The sequence below is a fragment of the Streptomyces sp. NPDC006296 genome (assembly GCF_040613235.1).
Classification (GTDB): Bacteria; Actinomycetota; Actinomycetes; order Streptomycetales; family Streptomycetaceae; genus Streptomyces.
Map to the genome: position 1 here is coordinate 101,831 of NZ_JBEXRT010000007.1, position 22,012 is coordinate 123,842.

Annotated in this window: 19 protein-coding genes and 1 pseudogene; 14 read left to right on the top strand and 6 right to left on the bottom strand. The window is 72.2% G+C overall.

The window, feature by feature from the left end:
- Window positions 1–160 precede the first annotated feature (160 nt).
- From ABZ172_RS07260 to ABZ172_RS07285, 6 genes and pseudogenes are all read left to right on the top strand, one after another.
- Window positions 161–357, top strand: a pseudogene (locus tag ABZ172_RS07260) (zinc-binding dehydrogenase); the annotation flags it as partial.
- 261 nt (window positions 358–618) lie between these two features.
- The gene (locus ABZ172_RS07265) at window positions 619–945 is read left to right on the top strand and encodes a plasmid stabilization protein (RefSeq protein WP_356881051.1); all 327 of its coding nucleotides are present in this window, start codon (window positions 619–621) and stop codon (window positions 943–945) included.
- 49 nt (window positions 946–994) lie between these two features.
- A complete protein-coding gene (locus ABZ172_RS07270) occupies window positions 995–1,432 on the top strand; it encodes a DUF5709 domain-containing protein (protein WP_356881053.1) in 438 nt (145 codons plus the stop codon).
- A gap of 20 nt (window positions 1,433–1,452) precedes the next feature.
- Window positions 1,453–2,121: an HAD family hydrolase gene (locus tag ABZ172_RS07275; protein WP_356881198.1), complete on the top strand. Its 669-nt coding sequence runs from the start codon at window positions 1,453–1,455 to the stop codon at window positions 2,119–2,121.
- Between the two features lie 108 nt (window positions 2,122–2,229).
- The gene (locus tag ABZ172_RS07280; RefSeq protein ID WP_356881055.1) at window positions 2,230–3,210 is read left to right on the top strand and encodes a TIGR03557 family F420-dependent LLM class oxidoreductase; all 981 of its coding nucleotides are present in this window, start codon (window positions 2,230–2,232) and stop codon (window positions 3,208–3,210) included.
- A 261-nt stretch (window positions 3,211–3,471) separates the two neighbouring features.
- Window positions 3,472–4,656 (top strand): alcohol dehydrogenase catalytic domain-containing protein, encoded by a 1,185-nt coding sequence (locus ABZ172_RS07285; protein WP_356881057.1) that lies wholly within the window; start codon window positions 3,472–3,474, stop codon window positions 4,654–4,656.
- Between the two features lie 212 nt (window positions 4,657–4,868).
- Here the strand turns inward: ABZ172_RS07285 and ABZ172_RS07290 are convergent, their stop codons facing one another.
- Entirely contained in the window at window positions 4,869–6,575 is a 1,707-nt protein-coding gene (locus ABZ172_RS07290; protein WP_356881059.1) for a bifunctional 3'-5' exonuclease/DNA polymerase, read from the bottom strand.
- A 185-nt stretch (window positions 6,576–6,760) separates the two neighbouring features.
- On the opposite strand from ABZ172_RS07290, the gene ABZ172_RS07295 reads away from it, so the two are divergent.
- The 4 genes from ABZ172_RS07295 (at window position 6,761) to ABZ172_RS07310 (ending at window position 11,700) form a co-directional block, all read left to right on the top strand.
- Entirely contained in the window at window positions 6,761–7,690 is a 930-nt protein-coding gene (locus ABZ172_RS07295; protein ID WP_356881200.1) for an NADP-dependent oxidoreductase, read from the top strand.
- Window positions 7,691–7,815: 125 nt separating this feature from the next.
- Window positions 7,816–9,000 (top strand): DUF2786 domain-containing protein, encoded by a 1,185-nt coding sequence (locus ABZ172_RS07300; protein WP_356881061.1) that lies wholly within the window; start codon window positions 7,816–7,818, stop codon window positions 8,998–9,000.
- Between the two features lie 46 nt (window positions 9,001–9,046).
- A complete protein-coding gene (locus tag ABZ172_RS07305) occupies window positions 9,047–11,128 on the top strand; it encodes an FUSC family protein (protein ID WP_356881063.1) in 2,082 nt (693 codons plus the stop codon).
- 329 nt (window positions 11,129–11,457) lie between these two features.
- Window positions 11,458–11,700 (top strand): DUF397 domain-containing protein, encoded by a 243-nt coding sequence (locus ABZ172_RS07310; protein ID WP_356881065.1) that lies wholly within the window; start codon window positions 11,458–11,460, stop codon window positions 11,698–11,700.
- Window positions 11,701–11,756: 56 nt separating this feature from the next.
- On the opposite strand, the gene ABZ172_RS07315 is transcribed toward ABZ172_RS07310, so the two are convergent.
- Window positions 11,757–12,296: an ATP-binding protein gene (locus tag ABZ172_RS07315; protein WP_356881067.1), complete on the bottom strand. Its 540-nt coding sequence runs from the start codon at window positions 12,294–12,296 to the stop codon at window positions 11,757–11,759.
- Window positions 12,297–12,664: 368 nt separating this feature from the next.
- Here ABZ172_RS07315 and ABZ172_RS07320 point away from each other — a divergent pair, with 368 nt between their 5' ends.
- The 3 genes from ABZ172_RS07320 (at window position 12,665) to ABZ172_RS07330 (ending at window position 15,927) form a co-directional block, all read left to right on the top strand.
- Window positions 12,665–13,549 carry a helix-turn-helix transcriptional regulator gene (locus ABZ172_RS07320; protein WP_356881069.1) on the top strand — a complete coding sequence of 295 codons (885 nt, stop codon included), beginning with the start codon at window positions 12,665–12,667 and terminating at the stop codon, window positions 13,547–13,549.
- A 54-nt stretch (window positions 13,550–13,603) separates the two neighbouring features.
- Window positions 13,604–15,001: an aldehyde dehydrogenase family protein gene (locus ABZ172_RS07325; RefSeq protein WP_356881071.1), complete on the top strand. Its 1,398-nt coding sequence runs from the start codon at window positions 13,604–13,606 to the stop codon at window positions 14,999–15,001.
- Window positions 15,002–15,285: 284 nt separating this feature from the next.
- Window positions 15,286–15,927 (top strand): PadR family transcriptional regulator, encoded by a 642-nt coding sequence (locus ABZ172_RS07330; protein WP_356881073.1) that lies wholly within the window; start codon window positions 15,286–15,288, stop codon window positions 15,925–15,927.
- A gap of 50 nt (window positions 15,928–15,977) precedes the next feature.
- Here ABZ172_RS07330 and ABZ172_RS07335 read toward each other — a convergent pair whose 3' ends face one another.
- From ABZ172_RS07335 to ABZ172_RS07345, 3 genes are all read right to left on the bottom strand, one after another.
- Window positions 15,978–17,402, bottom strand: a complete 1,425-nt coding sequence (locus ABZ172_RS07335) for a glutamate decarboxylase (RefSeq protein ID WP_356881075.1) — start codon at window positions 17,400–17,402, stop codon at window positions 15,978–15,980.
- Window positions 17,403–17,416: 14 nt separating this feature from the next.
- The gene (gene wrbA / locus ABZ172_RS07340; protein ID WP_356881077.1) at window positions 17,417–18,040 is read right to left on the bottom strand and encodes an NAD(P)H:quinone oxidoreductase; all 624 of its coding nucleotides are present in this window, start codon (window positions 18,038–18,040) and stop codon (window positions 17,417–17,419) included.
- Between the two features lie 90 nt (window positions 18,041–18,130).
- A complete protein-coding gene (locus ABZ172_RS07345) occupies window positions 18,131–18,496 on the bottom strand; it encodes a YbjQ family protein (RefSeq protein ID WP_356881079.1) in 366 nt (121 codons plus the stop codon).
- A 149-nt stretch (window positions 18,497–18,645) separates the two neighbouring features.
- Between ABZ172_RS07345 and ABZ172_RS07350 the strand changes: the two genes are divergently transcribed.
- On the top strand, window positions 18,646–20,091 hold the full coding sequence (locus tag ABZ172_RS07350) for a VTT domain-containing protein (protein WP_356881081.1): 1,446 nt from the start codon (window positions 18,646–18,648) through the stop codon (window positions 20,089–20,091).
- 63 nt (window positions 20,092–20,154) lie between these two features.
- On the opposite strand, the gene ABZ172_RS07355 is transcribed toward ABZ172_RS07350, so the two are convergent.
- Window positions 20,155–21,870, bottom strand: coding sequence for a threonine/serine exporter family protein (locus ABZ172_RS07355; RefSeq protein WP_356881083.1), 1,716 nt, complete (start codon window positions 21,868–21,870; stop codon window positions 20,155–20,157).
- Window positions 21,871–22,012: the final 142 nt, after the last annotated feature.

The window sequence follows — 22,012 nt, forward strand, 5'->3', positions numbered from 1 at the left end:
CCGTCACGATCTTGCAGGCCCTCGTAATGCGTAGGTCTCGGGTTCGAATCCCGAAGGCGGCTCTGTGGAAGCCTCAGGACTCACTCGCCGTGACCTGGGGCTTTTACTTTTTCCCGTCCGGCAGTGACACATCAGTTTGAAGATCATTGCTGAAGCCGCCGGCCACCTGGTGACGGCGACGGCCGAGGGCGACCCGGAGCTCATCGCCGCATGAGAGGCGGCGGGCCGACCCCGACCCTGTCGCCCTGCGCGGTCTCGCCGGCCGTCGAACAGGGAAAGTTCCGGGTCCACGTGCAGGAGACGTGTCCTTTCGAGCGCGTCGCTGTCGCACACCGGCTGCTCGACCATGGTCACCTCGATGACAGCACCGACGGAAGCTCTTCGCTGCGACCTGACGGAATCACCTGTGAGCCTGCCGGAGGCGCCGAGCGGGTCGCGTCCGCCTGCAGGCTGCTGCGCCCGGCTTCGAGGGTGGGTGGCCCTTCGTGCTTCTGACTCCGGGGGCGCCGTACCGGTGGGCGTTGTTTAGTGGGGCCTGTACGGGAAACGCGCTGGGCGTCCCCGAGCCCGTTCGGGTTCCGGGCCCGACGCCCACGCGACGGAGCGGAGGAGCACGTCATGCCTGCTGGGTCCGACAAGAAGCGCGAGCGGCAGTACGAGCACATCAAGGAGAGCCAGGAGAAACGGGGCGCGTCGACGGGCCGCGCGAAAGAGATCGCGGCCCGGACCGTCAACAAGCAGCGGGCTCGGTCCGGTGAATCGAGGACGGCGAGCAGGACGTCCACCCGGGACAAGAAGTCCGCCTACGAACGAGGAGGCGAGCGTTCCCACGGGGGCGCGCAGGGCCCCACGAGGGATCAGCTCTACGCGGAGGCCAGGAAGAGGAACGTCGACGGGCGCTCCTCCATGAACAAGGAACAACTCCGCAAAGCTCTCGGACGCTGAGGCTCACGACGCCCGGGAACGGCCGTCCGCACGAGGGAGGAACCAGGACATGCCCGCAGACGCACGCGGCGACGACGTGTACCAACCGCAGGGCGACGGTGGTGATTTGTCGAACGACGAGTTCGACCTGGAGAACCCGGTCGACGAGCGGGAGCCGGTCGACGGGGTGGAAGCACGTTACCGGGCTCCCGGACATCCCGTCGCTGTGGACACGTTCGGTACGACCGGGGCCGAGGTGCGCCAGGGCGAGTCGCTGGAGCAGCGGCTCGCCCTGGAGGACGACGACGTGGAACCGTCCGACGGTGACGGCGACCTCCTGGAAGGAGCCGAGCGTGAGCCCTGGGCAGGGCGGCTCGGTGCGGTGGACGAGGCGGCCCGGTGGGAGAAGGACGTTCTCGGCGAGGACGCGGGTGTGGACGGTGGAGCGGCGGAGGAAGCAGCCGTCCTTGTCGCGGACGAGGCGGACGTCCAGCGGGGTGAGGGCTGATGGCGACGGTGGGGGAGACCATGGCGGGGGCGGCGATCTTCGATGTGGACGGCACGCTCACCGATACCAATCACCTCCATGTGGTGGCCTGGTGGGAGGCATTTCGGCAGGCCGGGCACATCGTGCCGATGCCGGACATCCACCGTGCGGTCGGCCTCGGCTCCGGTGATCTGATCGAGCGGCTGCTGGGGCCCGATCGCGATCCGGGGCAGGACGCGGCCATCAGCTCGGCGCACACGGTCCTCTATGCGACGTACTTCGATCGGCTCCCGCCCTTCCGGGGCGCGGGCGATCTGCTGCGCACCCTGGCCGCCCGCGGTTGGCAGGTCGTCCTCGCCACCTCGGCGAGCGGGGCTGAGCTCGATGCTCTGCGGCGTGCGGTCAACGCGGACGACGCGATCCGGGCCACGGCGAGCTCGGACGACGTCGACCGGGGAAAGCCCTCCCCCGAGCCTGTCGAGCTGGCGTGCCGACTGGCCGGAGTCAGTGCGGAGCGGGCGGTGTTCGTGGGCGACACGGTGTGGGACATGGAAGCGGCGGACCGGGCCGGGGTGACCGCGGTGGCTCTCCTGTCGGGCGGCATACCCCGTGCCGACCTGCAGGGTTCGGGAGCGGAGGCGGTCTACCTCGATGCCGCCGACCTGCTCGCACGCCTCGACGAGAGCCCCTTCGGGTCGGGCTCCGGCTGAGACGCAGACCTTCAGTCACCTACCAGCACAGTCGACCGTTATGTGCAGGGATCAGAGGGTATTTCTGTGCGGACGAGGCGGCCACGGCGCGTGCGGAATGAGGATCAGATGCAGGTGGGATACAAACTGGCGGCGGAGGCCTTCGGCCCGGGGGAGCTGGTCAGGCAGGCCGTGCTCGCAGAGGAGGCGGGATTCGACTTCGTCGAGATCAGCGACCACTACCATCCCTGGCTCGACAACCAGGGACACTCACCGTTCGCCTGGGCGGTGCTGGGAAGCATCGCGGCCAGGACGTCGCGGATCGGTCTGGCGACCGGGGTCACGTGCCCCACCGTGCGCTATCACCCCGCCGTCATCGCTCAGGCGGCTGCGACGCTCGCCCTGCTGTCGGAAGGCCGCTTCGTTCTGGGCGTCGGTTCGGGGGAGCGGCTCAACGAGCATGTCGTCGGTCCCGGATTTCCCGACGGGGTCCACTCCCGGCACGAAATGCTCAGGGAGGCCCTGGACATCATCCGGTTGCTGTGGAGCGGGGGCTACCGGTCCTACGAGGGAAAGCACCTGCGTCTGCAGGACGCCCGGGTCTTCGACCTTCCCGACGAACCGCCCCTGATCGCGGTGGCGGCCAGCGGCCGGGATTCGACCCGCATCGCCGCCGAGCTGGGCGATGGCCTGTTCGCCACGGAGGACAAGCCGAGCATCGTCCGGAGTTATCGTGACGCCGGCGGCACCGGCCCTTGCTACGGCGAGGTTCCGATGGCCTGGGCGCCGGACGCGCACACCGCCGCGCGCGCCGCTCTGGATACGTCGCGCTGGGCGCTGACCGGGTGGAAGGTGATGAGCGAGCTGCCCAATCCGGTCAACTTCCATGCCGCGACCAGCACCGTGCGCGAAGAGGACATTCTGCAGAAGTTCGCCTGCGGAGCGGACCCCGGGCGCTACGTCGAGGTCGCCCGGTCCTACGTCGACGCGGGCTTCGACAGGCTGGTCATGCAGAACGCCGGGCCTGACCCCGACGGCTTCATCGACTTCTACCGACGCGAGCTCGACGGGCCCATCCGGCAGCTCGAGCCGAACACCGGGCAAGCCTGAAAGAAGAGGAGGCCCTGTGCAGGGCGGGGCGCCGAGACGGGCGATCTGGTGGCGTGTGCCCCACACTGAGAGCACGAGCAGGTCGGCGTCGGGGGACCGTAGGGATCGGTCATGTCGGCCGTCATCAGAGCAATGTTCCTCATGACCTCGTCACTGCAGGGGGGCCGCTCGTGTTCCGGCCGACGGCCGGTCCGCGCGTTGCGGGACCGCCGGAGTGGGACCCGCTCCCTCCTTCGGGGACTACGAAGCAGGGAGCGGACCATGCGCGCACTGACCTACCAGGGAAAGCGGAATGTCCAGGTGGAGACGGTCCCGGACCCTCGGATCCAGGACCCGACGGACATCATCGTCAAGATCACGTCCACCGGCATCTGCGGCTCCGACCTCCACCTCTACGAGGTCCTCGGCCCCTATCTCGATCCGGGCGACATTCTGGGCCACGAACCCATGGGTGTCGTGGAGGAGGTCGGCCGCGAGGTGACCGCCGTCGCTCCCGGGGACCGGGTCGTGGTCCCTTTCAACGTGTCCTGCGGCCACTGCTACATGTGCGGGCAGGGGCTGCACTCGCAGTGCGAGACCACCCAGGTGCGCGAGCGAGGCACCGGCGCGTCACTGTTCGGGTACACCAAGCTCTACGGGCAGGTGCCCGGAGGCCAGGCCGAGTACCTACGAGTGCCCTTCGGTAACGACCTGCCCATCAAGGTCCCGCACGGCCCTTCGGACGACCGGTTCGTCTATCTCTCCGACGTTCTGCCCACGGCCTGGCAGGCCGTGGAGTACGCGGCTGTCCCGCCCGGCGGCAGCGTCACGGTCCTGGGCCTCGGCCCGATCGGCGCCATGGCCGCCCGGATCGCCCTCCACCGGGGCGCCGGTCTCGTCATCGGCGTGGACCTGGTCCCCGAACGCCTCGACCGGGCGCGCAGGCACGGCGCCACCTGCCTCGACCTGCGTCGCCACGACAAGAACCTCGGCGACGCCGTCCGCGACCTCACGGAGGGGCGCGGCACGGACGCGGTGATCGACGCCGTCGGCATGGAGGCCCACGGCTCCCCCGTGGCCAAGGCGGCGCACACAGTGGTCGGCCTGCTTCCCGACGCGATCGCGCAGCGCATGATGGAAACGGCGGGGATCGACCGTCTTGCCGCCCTGCACACAGCGATCGGCCTGGTGCGCCGGGGCGGCACGATCTCCGTCTCGGGCGTATACGGTGGCGCCGCCGACCCGATGCCGCTGCTCACGATGTTCGACAAGCAGATTCAGCTGCGCATGGGGCAGGCCAACGTCAAGCGCTGGGTGGACGACCTGTTGCCGCTGCTCACCGATGACGACCCGCTGGGCGTGGACTCCTTCGCCACCCATCACCTTCCTCTCGAGGACGGGCCCCGGGCGTACGAGACGTTCCGGAACAAGGCTGACGGCATGATCAAAACTCTGCTCATCCCCTGACCGCGGCCGACGCCGTGTGCACGAATACACGCTCCGCACCACCCGCCCCCTGCGCATCGCTGAGTCACAGGCGGTCGTCACCCGCGCGCACGCGCAGTGGAATCCTGCCGTCGCGGCGCCCGGGCCGGGCGGGAGGTGAGCCGACTCGGTCCGGTCCCGCCCGGAGGCACGGCACGGTCCCGCCGGGACGCACACCGCGCTGGGTCCGGGCGCTACTTGGCGTCCGCGTAGCGCTCGACGACCGCCGTGGTGAAGGGGAACCGGACCGGTGTCTCGCCGAAGGCGACCCGGCCGGCGAGCTCCCCGGCTTCCCGGATCGCCGCCACGACCGCGGGCGCCTCCTCGGCCGGGCAGTGCACGATCACCTCGTCGTGCTGGAAGAAGACCAGCTCAGCGCGCAGACCCTGGGAGGCCAGCGTCCGCCGCAGCGCCGCCAGGAGCAGCAGCGCCCAGTCCGCGGCGCTGCCCTGGACCACGAAGTTGCGGGTGAACCGGCCCCGGGCGCGGGCGTTCGACGACGCGTAGCCGGGGGTGAATCCGTGCGTGCCGGCGGCGTCCCCGCCCTGCGGCTCCTCGGGCTCCTGCGGGATCCCCGCCTCTCCGTCCTCACCCGACCCCGCGGCGGGCGGGCTCGTACGGCCCAGCCAGGTGCGGACGAGGCGGCCCGCCTCTCCCGCCCGCGCCGCGTCGTCGACGTAGGCGACGGCGTGCGGGAAGCGTCGCCGTAGGGCGGCCAGGTTCTTCAGGCCGTCTCCGGAGGTCTGGCCGTAGATCGCTCCCAGCAGCGCGAGCTTGGCGTGGTCGCGGTCACCCCGGAACGCGCGGTCGGACAGTGCCTTGTAGAGGTCGCCCTCGTGGCCGGCGACCTCCATCAGCCCCCGGTCGCGGGAGATCGCGGCCAGCACCCGCGGTTCCATCTGGTCGGCGTCCGCGACGACCAGCCGCCAGCCTTCGTCGGCGACGACCGCCCGGCGCATCACCCGGGGGATCTGCAGCGCCCCGCCGCCGTTCGTCGTCCAGCGTCCGCTGACCGTGCCCCCCGGCTGGTACTCCGGGCGGAAGCGGCCGTCGCGCACCCAGTCCTGGAGCCAGCTCCAGCCGTGCGCCGTCCAGACGCGGTACAGCTTCTTGTAGCGGATCAGCGGTTCCACCGCCGGGTGGTCGAGCTCCTCCAGCTCCCACCGCCGGGTCGACCTCACCCTGATCCCCGCCTGTGCGAACGCCTTCACGACGTCGGCGGGCAGGTCGGGGCGCACCCGGCGGCCGAACGCCGCGGACACCTCGTCCGCCGCCTCGGCCAGTCTGCGGGGCTCCCCGCCGCCCGCGTATCGCTCGCCGAGCAGGTCGTGCAGCACCTCGCGGTGCACGTCGGCCCGCCAGGGGAGCCCGGAGGCGTTCATCTCCGCGGCGACGAGCATGCCCGCCGACTCGGCGGCCGTGAGCAGCGCCATCCGGCCGGGGTGCTCGGCCGTGCCGTGGCGGCGCACCTGCTCGGCGTAGACCCGGAGCAGTGCGTCGAGGGGCAGGTCGGTGCCGGAGCGCGGCTCGAAGAGGGAGGACTGGGAGCCGGGTTCCGCGGAGCGCGGCGGTGGGTCGGGCGGCACCGGGGCGTTCCTCAGGCGGGCCCAGGCCGCCGCGGCCGAGCGGGGCTCCCCGAGCCGCCCCTCGTGCCCGAGCAGCAGGAGCTCCGCGCACTCGATGTCGTAGCACCGCTCGACGCGCACGCCTGCCGCGAGCAGCCGCGGGTAGACCGCGGCGGTCGAACGCCAGACCCAGCGGGTCACCTCGGGGCGGGAGCGGACCGACTCGACGAGATCCGGCTCGGTCAGCACCGGGCCGGCGGGCAGGCCCTCGCGCGTGAGCGGTGCGAGAAGCGCGCCGCCCCCTTCCGCGGTGGCCAGGGCCCAGCGTTCGGTCATGGGCCGAGTCTCGCACCCGGCACCGACAGCGGCCCCGGTCGGCGGGGGAGGCGGGGGCCGGCTCCGGGCGGCCCGGCCGGTGTGGCGTCCCCGCTCGCCGGGCGGACGCGCTGGTCTGCCGCGAGGATCGGGGTGTGGTGCGCGCCGCGCGCACCGGGATCCGGCAGGCGGCGGAGGAGACGGTGATGGAAGCGATCGTGTACGAGGAGTTCGGCGGCCCCGAGGTCCTGCACCCGGCCCGTGTCGAGGACGTCCACGCCGGACCCGGGCAGATCCGGGTGGCGGTACGGGCGGCCGGGGTCAACCCGGTCGACTACAAGATCCGCAACGGCTGGATGGAGGCGGCGTTCCCCACCCCGCTGCCCGCCACCCCCGGCAGTGAGTTCGCCGGGGTGGTCGACGAGACCGGAGAGGGCGTCACCCGTTTCGTGGTCGGGGACGAGGTCCTCGGCCGGAGCGTGACCGGTGCGTACGCGGCGTACGTCCTGGCCGACGTGACGGCCGTCGCGCACAAGCCGGAGGGGCTGGGCTGGGCGGAGGCCGCCGCGCTGCCGGTCGCCACCGCGACCGCCGCGCGGGTGCTCGACGAGCTCGCGGTGGCGGCCGGCGAGACCCTGCTGGTGCACGGTGCGTCCGGCGCGGTCGGGTCCGCCGCGGTCCAGCTGGCCGCGGCCCGGGGCGCCACCGTCGTCGGGACCGCCTCACCCGCCAACCACGACTACCTCCGGGTGCTCGGCGCGATCCCCGTGGCATACGGGCCGGGACTGGTGGACCGGGTGCGGGCCGCCGCACCGCAGGGGGTGGACGCGGTGTTCGACGTGGCGGGCAAGGGCGCCCTGGCGGACTCGGTGGAGCTGCGCGGCGGTACCTCCGACCGGATCTCCACCATCGCCGACCCGGACGCCGCCCACCACGGGGTGGCCTTCTCTGCGGGCGGCGGGAACCCTCCGGACGAGAGCGGACGGCTCGCCGCGTACGCACGGTCGGCCGCGGTCGGAGGTCTGCGCATCCCCGTCGCGCAGACCTTCCCGCTCGGTGCGGCGGCGCAGGCACAGGAGCTCAGCGAGGCGGGACATGTGCGCGGCAAGCTGGTGCTGCTCCCGGGGGAGGACTGAGCACCCCGTACCCCGCCCCTGCACCCGGAACACGCCCCGTACCTCACCCCGGCACCCCCGGCACCCGGAACACCCGCACCGCCCTCCCCGGCGCCGCCCCCGACCGCGCCGCCTACCCTGGCCCGATGGAATCGGTGATCGACCGGGCGTGCGCCGCGGCCCTGTACTCGGACGGCGACGCGGGCCTGGACACCGGCGCCTCCCTGCTCGCCGCGGACCCGTCCGCCGACGAGGCGCTGCACCGCCGGGGCGCGGAGTTCGTCCGGCGGGCCTGGGACCGCGGCTGGCAGCCCGCCGACGTCGTACGGACGGTGCGGCGCGAGCTGGACGAGGCGGGGGCCGCGCTCGCCGCCGCCCTGATCACGGCGGAGACGGCGCAGTACGCGCAGCTGCCTCTGCGCTGGGCGGATCAGCTCGCCGCGATGCCCGCCCCGGCGCCCCGCAACCGTCCCGACCGTTTCACCTACGCCTCCGCGCTGCTGGAGCTGTACCGGCTGCTGCTGCGGCTCCCGGCCCTCGAGCCGGCCGGGCCGGCGCCCGGTACGGCCGCCGGGGCTCCGCACCGGCCCCCGGTCCACGGCGAACCCCGCATGCTCACCAGGATCCGGGCGCTGCTCGCCAAGGCGGAGGCGACGGGTTTCCCGGAGGAGGCGGACGCGCTCACCACCAAGGCGCAGGAGCTGATGGCCCGGCACAGCATCGACGAGGCGCTCCTCGCCGCCCGTACGCACAGCGCCGACGCGCCGGGCGCCCTCAGGATCGGGGTGGACGCCCCGTACGAGAGCGCGAAGGCCGTGCTGCTCGACGCCGTGGCCTCGGCGAACCGCTGCCGCGCCGTGTGGAACGGCGACCTCGGCTTCACCACGGTCGTGGGCTTCGAGCCGGACCTGGAGTCCGTGGAGCTGCTCTTCACCTCTCTGCTGGTGCAGGGCAACGCGGCCATGACACGGGCGGAGGCCGGGCAGCGGGCCGGCGGGCGCAAGCGGACCAAGACGTTCAGGCAGTCCTTCCTGATGGCCTACGCCCAGCGTCTGGGCAGCCGTCTCGCGGCGGACACCGCGCGGGTCACCGCCGCCGCGGGCTCGGAGACCGGGGCCAGGGCCGGCCGTGAGGAGGACGGAGCCCTGCTGCCGGTCCTGGCGGCCCGGGACGTCGCCGTCACGGACACGGCGGAGCGGATGTTCCCGAGGACCACCACGACCCGGCTGCGCGGGGCGACGGACCTCGAAGGGTGGACGCACGGCACGGCCGCGGCCGACCGGGCCGGCATGGGCGGAGCGGGAGCCCGGAAAAGGCCGTTAGATCCCTAGAGCGGTATAAGTCGGGGTCATGGGGGAATCCGGCTAGGCTCTGCCCATGAGCTGGCTCCGGGCGCTGAAGGAGACGGCCCGCTCGGGGATGGAGATCGAGCGGCGGCGTCTCGAACCGCTCATCGCGGTGCGCGGCGCAGCGGGCCTCGCCCTCGTGGTCGGCGTCAGCCTGGCGCTGTTCGGACCGGTGATCGCCGCCGGGTCCGCGTTCGGCGCGTTCCAGGCGGCCATCGCCACCTTCCAGCGCAGCTGGCGCCCCCGGCCCGTGCTCGCCCTGGTCTCCGGGGCCAGCCTGGCCGTCTCGACGTTCGTCGGGTACCTCACCGTCTCGCACACCCCGCTCTTCCTCGCGATGCTGGTCCTCTGGACGTTCGCGGCCGGTATGACCTGGGCCGCGGGACCCACGGGCGGCATCATCGCGGGCTCCAACGTCGCGATCATGCTGGTCACGATCACCCTGCCGACCTCGGTCGTGGACGCCGCCGCCCACGCCGCGATGATGGCCTTCGGCGGGCTCGTCCAGGCGTCACTGATCGTGCTGTTCCCGGTCCGCCGGTGGGGAGCACAGCGCGACGCGCTCGCCGACGCCCTGGCGGGGGTGGCCGACTACGCGCGCCGGCTGCGGCACGACCCGGTCGCGCCGTTCGACCCCGTACCGCTGATGACCGCGCGCAACGCCGCCGCCGTCACCCCGCGCCAGGCCCGTCGGCGCCCCGCCGACCTGCACGGTGCGCGCGGGGTCGCCGAACGCCTGCGGCCCGTCCTCGCCTCGCTGGCCGACCCCGCGCTGGGGGTCCCCGCCGAGGGCCCCGAGCGCTACTGGGCGCGGGAGATCCTCGGCGCCGCCGGGTCGCTGCTCGACTCCGCGGCCCGGGCGGTGCGCCACGGGGATCCGGTCCGGCTGGACGAGACGGCGCTGTCGGTGCTGAAGTCCCCCGACACCGAGGTCATCCTCACCGGCCCTCCCCGCCGGGCCGCCGACCGGCTCGCCGCACTGCTCGCCGACGTCATCGAGATCGCCGAGGGGACGGGGACGGACGACCGGACCCCCGGGGAACCGCTGGTCCCGCACCGCCGCCGGCCCACCCTGCTGCGGCTCGTCCCCGTCATCTACCGCTCCATGCGCCGCGAGATGCGCCGCGGCTCGACGATCCTGCGGCACGCCGTCCGGGTGTCGGTGGTCGCCGCGACGGGCTACCTGCTGGGATCGGTGCTGCCGTTCGGCCACGGCTACTGGGCGCCGATGACCGCCGTGATGGTGATGCGCCCGGAGTTCACCCAGACCTACTCACGGTCGGTGGCCCGCTTCACGGGCACCGTGGTCGGCGTCGCCGTCGCCACCGGGATCGTCCAGGCCGCGCACCCCGGTGCGGTGCTGTCCGCCGTGCTCGCCGTCGTCAGCGCCGGACTGATGTACCTGCTCATGCGCACCGGGTACGCGGTGAGCCAGGTCTGCGTCTCCGCCTACGTCGTCTTCCTGCTCGGCATGGCGGGTGACGACTGGTCGCAGACCGTGCCCGAGCGGGTGGTGCTGACCTTCATCGGCGGACTGCTCGCGATGCTGGCGTACGCCCTCTACCCGGCCTGGGAGACGCCCCGGCTCCGTGACCGGCTGGCCGCCTGGGTCGTCACGGACGGGCGCTACGCGGCCACCGTGCTCGACCGCTACGCCGACCCCGCGTCCCGGAGCCTGGAGGAGGTGCGCAGCGCACTCCTCACCACCCGGGAGGCCCGTGTGGCCTGGCAGGAGGCGCTGGAGACGGCCCGGCACGAACCGGTGCGCCACCGGGGCATCTCCCGGACCTCGGCGGCCGACGCGCAGGACGCGCTCGCCCAGTTCGGCAGGGTCGCGATGCTGATGGAGGCCCACCTGCCCGCCGCCTCCGCCACCCCCGTCCCCGAGGCGGCCGGGCTGGCCGACGCGCTGCGCCGGGCCACCGAGGAGGGCGCCAGGGCGGTGCGGGAGCGTCGCGTCCCGGACTGGGGCCGGGTCCGGGACGCACTGGAGCGCCGGGACGCCGACCCGGGTACGCCGCCCGACGCCTTCGTGCGGAACGGGGCCACCCTGCTGCTCCGGGCGCTGGAGGACTTCTCGCACGCGCTGGAGATCAGCAGCGGGCGGGCGTGAACGCGGGCCGCGCGACCGCTGGCGGGGTGCGCCGCGGTGCGGGACTCTGTCCCCGGGGAGTTCCGCGGCCGATTCATGGGCCGGGAAGACCGCATCGGCCGGCAGAACGGAAACATTCAACTCTGTTGATCGGGAGCCGAATTGGTACGCCGTTCGTCTCTTCCTCATAGAGGTGGGGAAACTGTGGTCCGAGGGGTGGACGGACCGCGGGGAAAGGTGTAATCACGTGTGCACCCCGCGTGCACGTGCATCTGCTCATGCATTGGCAATTCAACACAGCTATGATCCGAGCTAGTTGACACTTGCACCTTGCAACTCGGGAGCGTCCTGTGCACGACGTGTACAACGGCATGGCGGCCACAGAGCTTCGCGGGGTCGTCTGGCAGAAGAGCAGGCACAGCAACTCACAGGGATCATGTGTGGAGTTCGCGAAACTGCCCGGTGGAGATATCGCGGTGCGCAACTCGCGGTACCCCGACGGGCCCGCACTGGTCTACACGCCGGCCGAGATCGAGGCACTGCTGCTGGGCGTCAAGGACGGGGAGTTCGACCACCTGACCGCCGGGAGCTGACGGCCGGCCGCGTCGCGCCCCGGCGCCCTTGCCGGCCGCCCGCGGGCGCGCCGTGCCTACCGGGCGTCCGGGAGCGCGTCGACCGTGACGGGGAGCTCCGGCACGGAGGGGTCCGTCAGCCGGAACAGGGCCCAGACCACCTTGCCGAGCCCGCCGTCGGACGGATCGTCCCCGGCCGGTACGGGTGAGGGGTGCCAGCCCCAGCAGTCGCTGAAGGACTCGACGAGGAACAGCCCCCGGCCGGACTCCGCGGAGTCCGGCGCCTCGCCCGCGACCGGTCCCCGCCGGCTGGGATCGCGCACCGCGCACACCAGGCGGGAGGTCCAGCGCATCAGATGCAGACGGACGGAGGTGTCCTGGCGCTCGCGGGCCGCGTCGGCCGGAAGGGCGTGCCGCAGCGCGTTGGTGACCAGCTCGGACACGACCAGGGCCACGTCGTCGAAGTGGTCGCAGAGGTCCCAGGAGGTGAGGGTCGAACGGGTGAACCGCCGTGCCCCGCCCACCGCTTCGTACCGGGCGGGCAGCGTGCAGGACGCCGAGCCCGAGACCGCCGAGAGATCGATGGGGGGAAGCCCCTGCCGTAACGGCTCGAGCATCGTCGATCCATTCGTCCCCATGCGAGGCACTCCCGGGATTCGCGGCTGTAGCGTCACAGCTTCTGGCGGGCACTGCGGGTAGGGCGGTACAACACGACACGAGCGTCACCACGCGATGCGACAGGAACGAGCGCGCAGGTGCGCGAGGCCCATGGTTGCCAATGCGCAGGGCAGATGCAAGAGCAGATGCACGTGCACGCGCGAGGTCTGCCCGATAGCGTGGTGGTTCGAACTCATTTCTTCCGCTTCGCAGTTCTGAAGCTTTCCGAAAGTCTTCCCTTCTCTGTAATCGAATGAGTACGGGCTGAAGCGTTTTGGTGGCAGAATCCGCCTCCGGGGTTCGGGGGAGCTCCGGAGTACGGGAAGCGATGGGGAGGGTCGGTAAGCCGGTGACGGCAGGCGAGTCGAGTGGTTCCGTGGTGCGACGCATCCTCCTGGGCTCACAGCTCAGGCGGCTGCGCGAGTCGCGCGGCATCACCCGTGAGGCGGCCGGCTACTCCATCCGCGCCTCCGAATCGAAGATCAGCCGCATGGAGTTGGGACGGGTGAGCTTCAAGGCCAGGGACGTCGAGGACCTGCTCACGCTGTACGGAGTCACGGACGAGGCGGAGCGGGGCTCCCTCCTCGGCCTGGCCCGTGAGGCCAATGTGGCGGGCTGGTGGCACAGCTACGGCGATGTGCTGCCCGGCTGGTTCCAGACGTATGTCGGTCTGGAGGGAGCGGCCTCGCTCATCCGGATCTACGAAGTCCAGTTCGTCCACGGGCTGCTGCAGACCGAGGCGTACGCCCAGGCGGTCGTCGCCCGCGGCATGCCCGGTGCGCCGGCCGCCGAGATCGACCGCAGAGTCGCCCTGCGCCTGGCGCGGCAGAAGGCGCTCGTCTCCGAGAACGCCCCCCGCTTCCACGCCGTGCTCGACGAGGCGGCGCTCCGCCGCCCGTACGGCGGGCGCGAGGTGATGCGTGCGCAGCTGCGGCATCTGATCGACATGTCGGAACAGCCGAACATCACTCTGCAGGTGATGCCGTTCAGCTTCGGCGGTCACGCCGGTGAGAGCGGCGCATTCACGATGCTGCGATTCCCGGAATCCGATCTGTCGGACATCGTCTACCTGGAGCAGCTGACAAGTGCCCTCTATCTGGACAAGGCCGAAGAAGTCGCCCAGTACGAAAAGGCCATGATCCGGCTCCACGAGGACAGTCCGGGGCCGGAGGAGAGCCGGGATCTTCTCCGAGGTCTCCTTCAGCTGATCTGATTCGACAGTACGATGACTTACCCACAGGAGTCTGCGCCTGCAGTAAGGGATTGCATGTCCTTCCCCAGTGAACTGGCCCGCCAGTACATCGACGGCGAGTGGCTGACCGGCAACGGTGCGTGGGACATCATCGATATCAATCCCGGCAACGGCGAGAAACTCTGCTCGATCACCGTGGCGACGGCCGCGGAAGTCGACCTCGCTTATCGGGCCGCGGAACGCGCGCAGCGGAATTGGGCGACGACGCGTTCGCACGAGCGGCGGGCCGTTCTGGAGAACGCCGTTCGCATCGTCGGAGAACGCGGCGAAGAAATCATCGACCTGATCACCGATGAGCTCGGCGGGACCAGGGCGAGGGCCGCGTACGAGGTGCGTGCCGCACAGGAGGTCCTGCGCGCGGCCGCAGGGCAGGCGGTGCGGCCGGTGGCGGGGCTGCTGCCCTCGGTCGCCGACGCCGAGGAGAACCGGGTCTACCGGCTGCCCGTCGGGGTCGTCGGCGTGATCAGTGCCGTCAGCCTCCCCTTCCTGGTGACGATGAGGTCCGTCGCCCCCGCGCTCGCGCTGGGCAACGCGGTCGTGGTGAAGCCCCATCAGCACGCCCCGGTCGCCGGCGGAGGGCTGGTGGCCCGGATCTTCGAGGACGCCGGACTGCCGGCCGGCCTCCTCAACGTCCTGGTCACCGACAGCGCCGAGATAGGCGACGCCTTCATCGAGCACCCGGTGCCCAAGGTGATCGCGTTCACCGGTTCGGACCGGGTGGGCCGCCATGTCGCCGCGGTCGCCGCCGGACTGTTCAAGAGGACCGTCCTCGAACTGGGCGGCACCAGCGCCCTGGTGGTGCTGGAGGACGCCGACCTCGGCCACGCGGTCCGGGCCGCCGTCCACAGCCGCTCCCTGTTCCCGGGGCAGGCCGGTACGGCCGCCGACCGCATCCTGGTGGACCGCACCGTGCAGGAGGAGTTCACCCGGCTGTTCACCGCCGCGGTCGCCGCCGCCCTCCCGGCGGGCGACCCGGGTGCCCCGGACCCCTGGACGGCCCCGGACCCCCGGACGGCCCCGGGCCTCGGTGCACTCCGGGCCGAGACGGCCACCGTGCCGGCCGGACCGGCGGAGGGGCCGCCGCTGCCGACCGAGGAGATCCTCGGTCCCCCGGCGCTGCTGGTGCCCTTCGACGGCGAGGACGAGGCGGTGCGCATCGTCAACGACAGCCCCGGCGGGCTGAGCGGCGCGGTCCACACGGCGGACACCGAACGCGGGGTGCGGTTCGCCCGGCGCGTCACCGGCGGGACGTTCCATGTGAACGGTGCGACCGTCCAGGACGACCCGGCGGTCGCCTTCGGAGGCGGGAGGAGCTCCGCGACGGGACGGCTCGACGGCGAGGCCGCGGTCGAGGCCTTCACCACCCGGAAGTGGATCTCGGTGCAGCACGGCCGGACGGCGTTCCCCTTCTGACCGTGCCGGACGGCGCACGCCGGCCGGCCTGACGGACCGCCACACCGGCGGTGCGGGCCGCCACCCTTACGGCACCGCAGGTCCGCGGGGACGACCGCCTTCCCGCCGCCCCGGGCGCGGAGCGCGCGAGGCACCGGCGGACGATCCGTACCGGCACGGCGACCGGTCCCCGCAACGGGCCACGCCGGTGCCCTCCGCGGACGTCGGGCGGCGGGACCGCCCTCCGGCCGGCCGCTGAGGGGCAGCCCTTAGTCTGGTCGAGGCCGAGCACAAGGGTGGGTGGTATGTCGGCGATCCGTCTCCTCGTCCTGGGCGCGGTGCGGCAGCACGGCCGCGCACACGGCTATCAGGTGCGCAACGACCTGGAGTACTGGGGCGCCCACGAGTGGTCCCACGCCAAGCCCGGCTCGATCTACCACGCGCTCAAGCAGATGGCGAAGCAGGGACTGCTGCTCGCCCACGACGTCGCCCCGTCCACGGCGGGCGGGCCGCCCCGCACCGAGTACGAGACGACCGACCTCGGTGACCGGGAGTTCTTCACGCTGCTGCGGTCCTCACTGACCTCGTACGACCAGAGCATGGACGTGCTCTCGGCGGGCATCGGCTTCCTCGTCGACCTGGAGCGGGACGAGGCGGTGGCGCTCCTGAAGGAGCGCGTCGCGGCCATCGAGGGCTGGCGGGCCTCGGTCACGGAGCACTACACGCCCTCGGACGGGCCGGAGTCCCTCGGCCACATCGGCGAGATCATGAACATGTGGATCCACTCGGCCGACTCCGGTGCCGAGTGGACCCGCGGCCTGATCGCCCGCATCGAGGCGGGGGCCTACACCTTCGCGGGGGAGGGGGAGCCCTTCGTCGGAGTGCTCGCGGAGGGACAGCGCAACCCCTACGCCACCGGTGTGCCCGATCCCGGGGACGCCCGCTGACCGGCTGCCCGGCGGTACGGAGATCCGCACGGCCGGGCCCCGCCCCCGGCTCAGTGGTGGAACGCCGTCCGGACCCCGGGATCGCGGTTCAGCGGATGAGCCTGGGCCCGCAGTTCGGGGAGCAGCCCACGCAGGTCGTCGAGCAGCAGCTCCGCGAGGTCCGAGGAGAAGCCGTTGCGGCAGACGACCCGCAGCACCGAGAGGTCCTGGCGGTTGGCGGGGAAGGTGTACGCGGGCACCAGCCAGCCGCGCTCCCGCAGCCGCCTCGACACGTCGAAGACGTCGTAGGCCCGGACGTCGGGGTTCGTCGTCACCGCGAACACCGGGAGCTCGTCGCCCCGGGTCAGGAGCCTGAAGTCCTCCAGGGTCTCGAACTCCGCGGCGAGCCGGCACGCGATGTCCCGGGACGCCTGCTGCACGGCCCGGTAGCCCTCGCGGCCCAGCCGCAGGAACGTGTAGTACTGCGCCACCACCTGGGCGCCGGGCCGGGAGAAGTTCAGGGCGAACGTCGGCATGTCGCCGCCCAGGTAGTTGACCCGGAAGACCAGTTCCTCGGGGAGTTCGGCCGGTGAACGCCACAGTGCCCAGCCCACCCCCGGGTAGACCAGGCCGTACTTGTGCCCGGAGGTGTTGATCGAGGACACCCGCGGCAGCCGGAAGTCCCAGACCAGATCGGGATCGAGGAACGGGGCGACCATCGCTCCGGACGCCCCGTCCACATGGACCGGGATGTCGAGGCCCGTGCGCTCCTGGAGGTCGTCGAGCGCCGCGCACAGATCGGCGATCGGCTCGTAGGAGCCGTCGAAGGTGGAACCGAGGATCCCGACCACGCCGATGGTGTTCTCGTCGCACAGTTCGGCGGCCGCCTGCGGGTCGAGGTGGAACCGCTCACCGTCCATCGGGACCTGGCGCGGCTCGACCTCCCAGAACGTGCAGAACTTCTCCCAGCAGACCTGCACGTTGACGCCCATCACCAGATTGGGCCGCGCCGTCGACGGGTAGCGGTCGGCGTTCCTGGCCGACCAGCGCCGCTTCAGCGCCATCCCCGCCAGCATGCAGGCCTCGCTGGAGCCGGTCGTCGAGCAGCCCACCGTGGACCCCGGGTCGGGGGCGTTCCAGAGGTCGGCGAGCATCGCCACACAGCGCCGTTCCAGCTCGGCCGTGCGGGGGTACTCGTCCTTGTCGATCATGTTCTTGTCCCGGCACTCACTCATCAGCACACCGGCCTGGGGTTCCATCCAGGTGGTGACGAAGGTGGCGAGGTTGAGCCGGGAGTTCCCGTCGAGCATCAGCTCGTCGTGGACGAGCCGGTACGCGGTCGACGGCGGGAGCGGGTCGTCCGGGAGCCGGTGGGTCGGCGGTGCCGCGATCATCGGCGCGGTCGGGTCGGCCTCCCCGAAGAACGGGTTGAGGGCGAGCCTGCGGTGCTCGTCGGACGGGGCCGCCGCGCCGCGCCGTCCCTGGTGGAGTGCCATCGGGCGCCGTCCCCTCAGTCCTCGGCCGCGAGTCCGGCCTTGATGGCCCGGGTGAACTTCACGACGCGCTCGGCCTGGACCCGCGCCGCGGTCAGGGTCTGCTCGGCGACCGGGATGTCACCCTGGCCCGAGACGTGGGAGGTGCCGTACGGGTTGCCGTCGACGAACTTCGACGGGTCCGTGTAGCCGGGCGGCACCAGGATGCCGCCGAAGTGGTGGATCGTCTGGTAGAGCGCCAGCAGGGTGGACTCCTGCCCGCCGTGGGCGGTGCTGCTGGCGGTGAAGCCGCTGTAGACCTTGTCGGCGAGCTGCCCGGCCTGCCAGAGCCCTCCGAGCGTGTCGAGGAACTGCTTGAGCTGGGCGGAGACGTTGCCGTAGCGGGTCGGCGAACCGAAGATCACCGCGTCCGCCCAGACCATGTCGTCCGGCGAGACCTCCTGGGTGCCGGCCGTGGCCCTGGCGTGTTCCGCCCACGCCGGGTTGGAGTCGATCGCCGCCTGGGGGGCGAGCTCGGCGACCTTGCGCAGGCGCACCTGCGCGCCGGCGCCCTCGGCGTCCTTCGCGAGGGCCTCGGCGATCGCGGAGACCGTGCCGGTGGCGGAGTAGTAGACGACGGCTACGTTGACGGGCGTGGGCATGCGGGAACCTCCGGTGCGGGGACGCGGCGGGGAGCGCGGACGGGCCGGAGACAAGGGGCGGCCCGGACGCGGGGGAGAGGGACGTGCGGGTCAGGTCCTGCTGATCACGGCGGCCGTTCCGTAGGCGCAGACCTCGGTGCCCACGTCAGCGGCCTCGCTCACGTCGAAGCGCATCATCAGCACCGCGTTCGCGCCGCGGGCTCTGGCCTGCTCGACGAGCCGCTCCATCGCCTGGTTCCGGGTCTCGACGAGGGTCTTGGTCAGCCCCTTGAGCTCACCGCCGACCATCGATTTCAGACCGGCCCCGATCTGGCTGCCGAGGTGGCGGGAGCGGACCGTGAGTCCGAACACCTCGCCGATGACCTCGGTCACCTGATGGCCGGGAACGTCGTTCGTCGTGACGACCAGGACGTCCGCACGGGGCGTCTGTCCGCCGCCGTAGTCCTCAATGCCCATGACGTGGCACCTCCTGCGGAAAGCTTTGCCCCGGTTCGCCCCGTGCGCATCCCCGCTTACGCCAGTGGAACCCAGGCGTACGCCGCAGCGTTGATAGCTTGGGGCGGCCACGCAGCCGCGCACACCGACCAACCCTGGAGCCCGGACCCTTGAATACGCTTGCGCTCGGCCCGAGCTGGCTGGACCCGGATTATCTGCTCAACACCTTCGGGCTGCCCGGCCTCCTGCTCATCGTGTTCGCCGAGTCCGGACTGCTGATCGGGTTCTTCCTGCCCGGTGACTCCCTGCTGTTCACCACGGGCCTCCTGGTGACGACGGGCGACCTCAAGTACCCGCTCTGGCTGGTCTGCGTCCTGGTCGCCCTGGCGGCGATCATCGGCGACCAGGTCGGCTACCTCTTCGGCCGCAAGGTGGGGCCGGCTCTCTTCAAGCGCCCGGACTCCCGGCTCTTCAAGCAGGAGAACGTCGAGAAGGCGCACGAGTTCTTCGAGAAGTACGGCCCGAAGTCGCTGGTGCTGGCCCGCTTCGTGCCGATCGTCCGGACGTTCACGCCGATCATCGCCGGTGTGAGCCGGATGGACTACCGCTCGTTCATCACCTTCAACATCATCGGCGGCATCCTCTGGGGTGTCGGCGTGACGCTGCTCGGCGCAGCCCTCGGCAAGATCGCCTTCGTGCACGAGAACATCGAGATGATCCTCATCCTGATCGTGCTGATCTCCGTGGTGCCGATCCTGATCGAGTTCCTGAGGGCCCGCGGCAAGTCGAAGAAGCAGAACGCCGCGCAGCAGCGCGACGACCAGGGCCCCTCGGCCGGCGGCCCCGCGGCGGGCCCGCACGACGGGGCGGACGAGGACGGCCAGGGCCCGGCCGCCCACCGGTACACGGCCGAGGGCGCCGCCCCGTACGACAACGGCCGGGGCGGCCCGTACGGCGGCGGTCAGGCGGGCCCGTACGGCGACGGCCCCTACGGCGCTGCCCAGGCGGCCCCGTACGGCGGTCAGGCGGGCCAGGGCGGTCAGTACGGCGGTCAGGCGGGCCAGTACGGCCAGGGCGGTCAGCAGCAGGGCGGTCAGTACGGCGGCCAGGCCGCCCCGTACGGCAGCGGCCAGGACCCCCGGAACGCCCCGTACGAAGCCCCCCGGTACGGCGCCCCGGAGCAGGGCGGCCAGTACGGCGCGCAGGGCCAGTACAGCGCACAGGGCCAGCACGGCGCACAGGGCCAGTACGGTGCCCCGGACCAGGGCGGCCAGTACGGCGCACAGAACCAGTACAGCGCGCAGAACCAGTACGGCGCTCAGCACCAGTACGGCGCGCAGGACCCCTACGCCGCCGGTCAGGGCGGCGCGTACTCCGGCGGCCCGTACGGCGCCGCGGACCAGGGCGGCCCGTACGGCGCGCAGGGCCCGTACGCCTCCGGCGCGTACGGCGGCGGTGACCAGGCCGGTCCGTACGGCGGCCAGGCGGCCCCGTACGACGCGGCCGGGCACGACGGCCGGTACGCGGCCGGTCAGCCCGGTCACGCCGGCGGGGCCCGACCGGGCGACGGCCAGGAGGAGGACCCGGGTCCGTACGGCCGGCAGGACAGGCGCTGACGGGCCGCGCACGCGACGACGGCGCCCCGGTCCCCGCTCGGGGACCGGGGCGCCGTTCGTCCGTCAGAAGCCGCGGGTCCGCTTGGCCGCCCGGCGGGACGGCCCCTCGACGGCGCCCGGCACCCGCATGAACAGGCGGGAGATCTCGCTCCCCAGGTTGACCCCGATGGCGATCGCCAGGGCCGTGGCGACCGCGGTGAAGAGCGACGTCAGCCCGGCGTCCACCTCGTTCTGCGCGACGCCCAGCAGACCGAAGTAGGTCGCGGAACCGGGCAGCAGCGGGCCGATCGCCGCCGTGATGTACGGCAGGGACGAGGTGTAGCGGTAGCGCGAGAACAGCTGGCCGAACAGCCCCACCAGGCCCGCCGCCACGGCCGTCGCGGCCACCGGGGAGATGTTGCCGGTGCTGGCCATCGCCCCGAAGATGATCCAGGCCACGCCGCCGTTGAGCGTCACGGCGATGACCGTGGACCGTTCCTGCTGGAGCAGGATGGCGAAGGCCAGGGTGAGGACCATCGAGGCCAGGATCTGGATCACCGGCCGGTCGTTGGAGACGAACCGCGCCTCCGGGTTCAGCATCGCACCGAGCTGCACGCCCAGGTAGAGCATCAGCAGGACGCCGGCCACGATGCCGATGAAGAAGTACATGACCTCCAGGAGACGGGCCCCCGCGGTGATGTAGTAGCCGGTCAGGCCGTCCTGCACCCCCGCGACCAGGGCCCGCCCGGGCAGCAGCGCGAACAGCCCACCGGTGATCACCGCGGAGGGCCGCACATCGGTCGAGTGGGTGAGGGTCAGGGCGATGCCCATCGCGGCCGGCGGCATCGCGGCGACCGTGAACTGGTAGAACTCGGGCAGCCCGCGGCCGGCGCAGAGCCAGGCCAGCCGGTCGCCGAGCATCGCGCCCGCCGCCGCCACCACGAAGACCAGCAGATTGCCGCCGACCAGCACCGATGCCGAGCCGGCAAGCAGGCCCGCGGCTGCGGTCAGCACCCAGCCCGGATAGGGGTGCCGGTTACGGCGGATCTCGGCCAGGCGCCGGTAGGCCTCCTCCAGCGAGACCTCGACGTGCTCCGCCGTGGTGATGTCGTCGATCAGCCGGAACACGGCCGCCAGCCGCGTGTAGTCGGTGCCCCGTCGGCGCACGGTGCGGCTGGCCGTCACGGGGTCGTCGACCAGGGACGGCTGGTACGAGATGGACAGCAGCGTGAAGGTGACCGTCGGCTCGCAGCGGTGCAGGCCGTACGAACGCGACACCGCGAACATGGCCGCCTCGACGTCCTCGGCGCCCTCACCGCCCGCGAGCAGCAGCTCGCCGATACGCAGCGTCAGGTCGAGCACCCGCGGCACCGCGGGCCCCGAGTCGTCGGTCCGCTGCACGATCTCGGGCGCCGGACGCTCGAACACGGGCATCCGGAGCATCGTGCGCATCCGGTCCTGCCAGGGCGCCTCCTTGGTCAGCCGGACCATCGGAACGCCCTGCGCCGGAGTGAACGCGGGGTTCTGCTGCTGCGCGTTGTATCCGCTCGGCGGCACGAAGGCGGAGGACAGGGACTCGGACCCCGAACCGTTCCCCGACCCGGAAGCGGAACCTTGACCATGGCCCCCGGAGGCCGACGGATCAGGGTGCAGACCGACCGGAAGGGCGAATTCCGACGAGGGGTGGTCGTCCTCGTGGGGAGCCGTCGGCTGCTCGACCCCGGCCGGCGAGGCGAAGGCGCTGTGCGCCTCGTCGGACTGGGGCTTCTGGTCCTCGGGACCGCCCTGCTCCGCCACCACTTGACCTCGTTCCTCCTCGACCGCCCGCCACGGGAGCGCTTCTGCCCAGTATGGGCATGGGCATGGGCGCCACACGCAGCGGGCGGCGCACCGGTGAAGGTGCGCCGCCCGTTGTCCGTACGGTCAGCCGGGCCGGTCGGCC

Coding starts and splice junctions, on each gene's coding strand:
- wrbA (WP_356881077.1), bottom strand. CDS start 18,040: ATGCCCACGCCCGTCAACGTAGCCGTCGTCTACTACTCCGCCACCGGC.
- ABZ172_RS07325 (WP_356881071.1), top strand. CDS start 13,604: ATGTCCTTCCCCAGTGAACTGGCCCGCCAGTACATCGACGGCGAGTGG.
- ABZ172_RS07345 (WP_356881079.1), bottom strand. CDS start 18,496: ATGGGCATTGAGGACTACGGCGGCGGACAGACGCCCCGTGCGGACGTC.
- ABZ172_RS07320 (WP_356881069.1), top strand. CDS start 12,665: ATGGGGAGGGTCGGTAAGCCGGTGACGGCAGGCGAGTCGAGTGGTTCC.
- ABZ172_RS07275 (WP_356881198.1), top strand. CDS start 1,453: ATGGCGGGGGCGGCGATCTTCGATGTGGACGGCACGCTCACCGATACC.
- ABZ172_RS07300 (WP_356881061.1), top strand. CDS start 7,816: ATGGAATCGGTGATCGACCGGGCGTGCGCCGCGGCCCTGTACTCGGAC.
- ABZ172_RS07265 (WP_356881051.1), top strand. CDS start 619: ATGCCTGCTGGGTCCGACAAGAAGCGCGAGCGGCAGTACGAGCACATC.
- ABZ172_RS07285 (WP_356881057.1), top strand. CDS start 3,472: ATGCGCGCACTGACCTACCAGGGAAAGCGGAATGTCCAGGTGGAGACG.
- ABZ172_RS07315 (WP_356881067.1), bottom strand. CDS start 12,296: ATGCTCGAGCCGTTACGGCAGGGGCTTCCCCCCATCGATCTCTCGGCG.
- ABZ172_RS07330 (WP_356881073.1), top strand. CDS start 15,286: ATGTCGGCGATCCGTCTCCTCGTCCTGGGCGCGGTGCGGCAGCACGGC.
- ABZ172_RS07305 (WP_356881063.1), top strand. CDS start 9,047: ATGAGCTGGCTCCGGGCGCTGAAGGAGACGGCCCGCTCGGGGATGGAG.
- ABZ172_RS07335 (WP_356881075.1), bottom strand. CDS start 17,402: ATGGCACTCCACCAGGGACGGCGCGGCGCGGCGGCCCCGTCCGACGAG.
- ABZ172_RS07270 (WP_356881053.1), top strand. CDS start 995: ATGCCCGCAGACGCACGCGGCGACGACGTGTACCAACCGCAGGGCGAC.
- ABZ172_RS07280 (WP_356881055.1), top strand. CDS start 2,230: ATGCAGGTGGGATACAAACTGGCGGCGGAGGCCTTCGGCCCGGGGGAG.
- ABZ172_RS07290 (WP_356881059.1), bottom strand. CDS start 6,575: ATGACCGAACGCTGGGCCCTGGCCACCGCGGAAGGGGGCGGCGCGCTT.
- ABZ172_RS07295 (WP_356881200.1), top strand. CDS start 6,761: ATGGAAGCGATCGTGTACGAGGAGTTCGGCGGCCCCGAGGTCCTGCAC.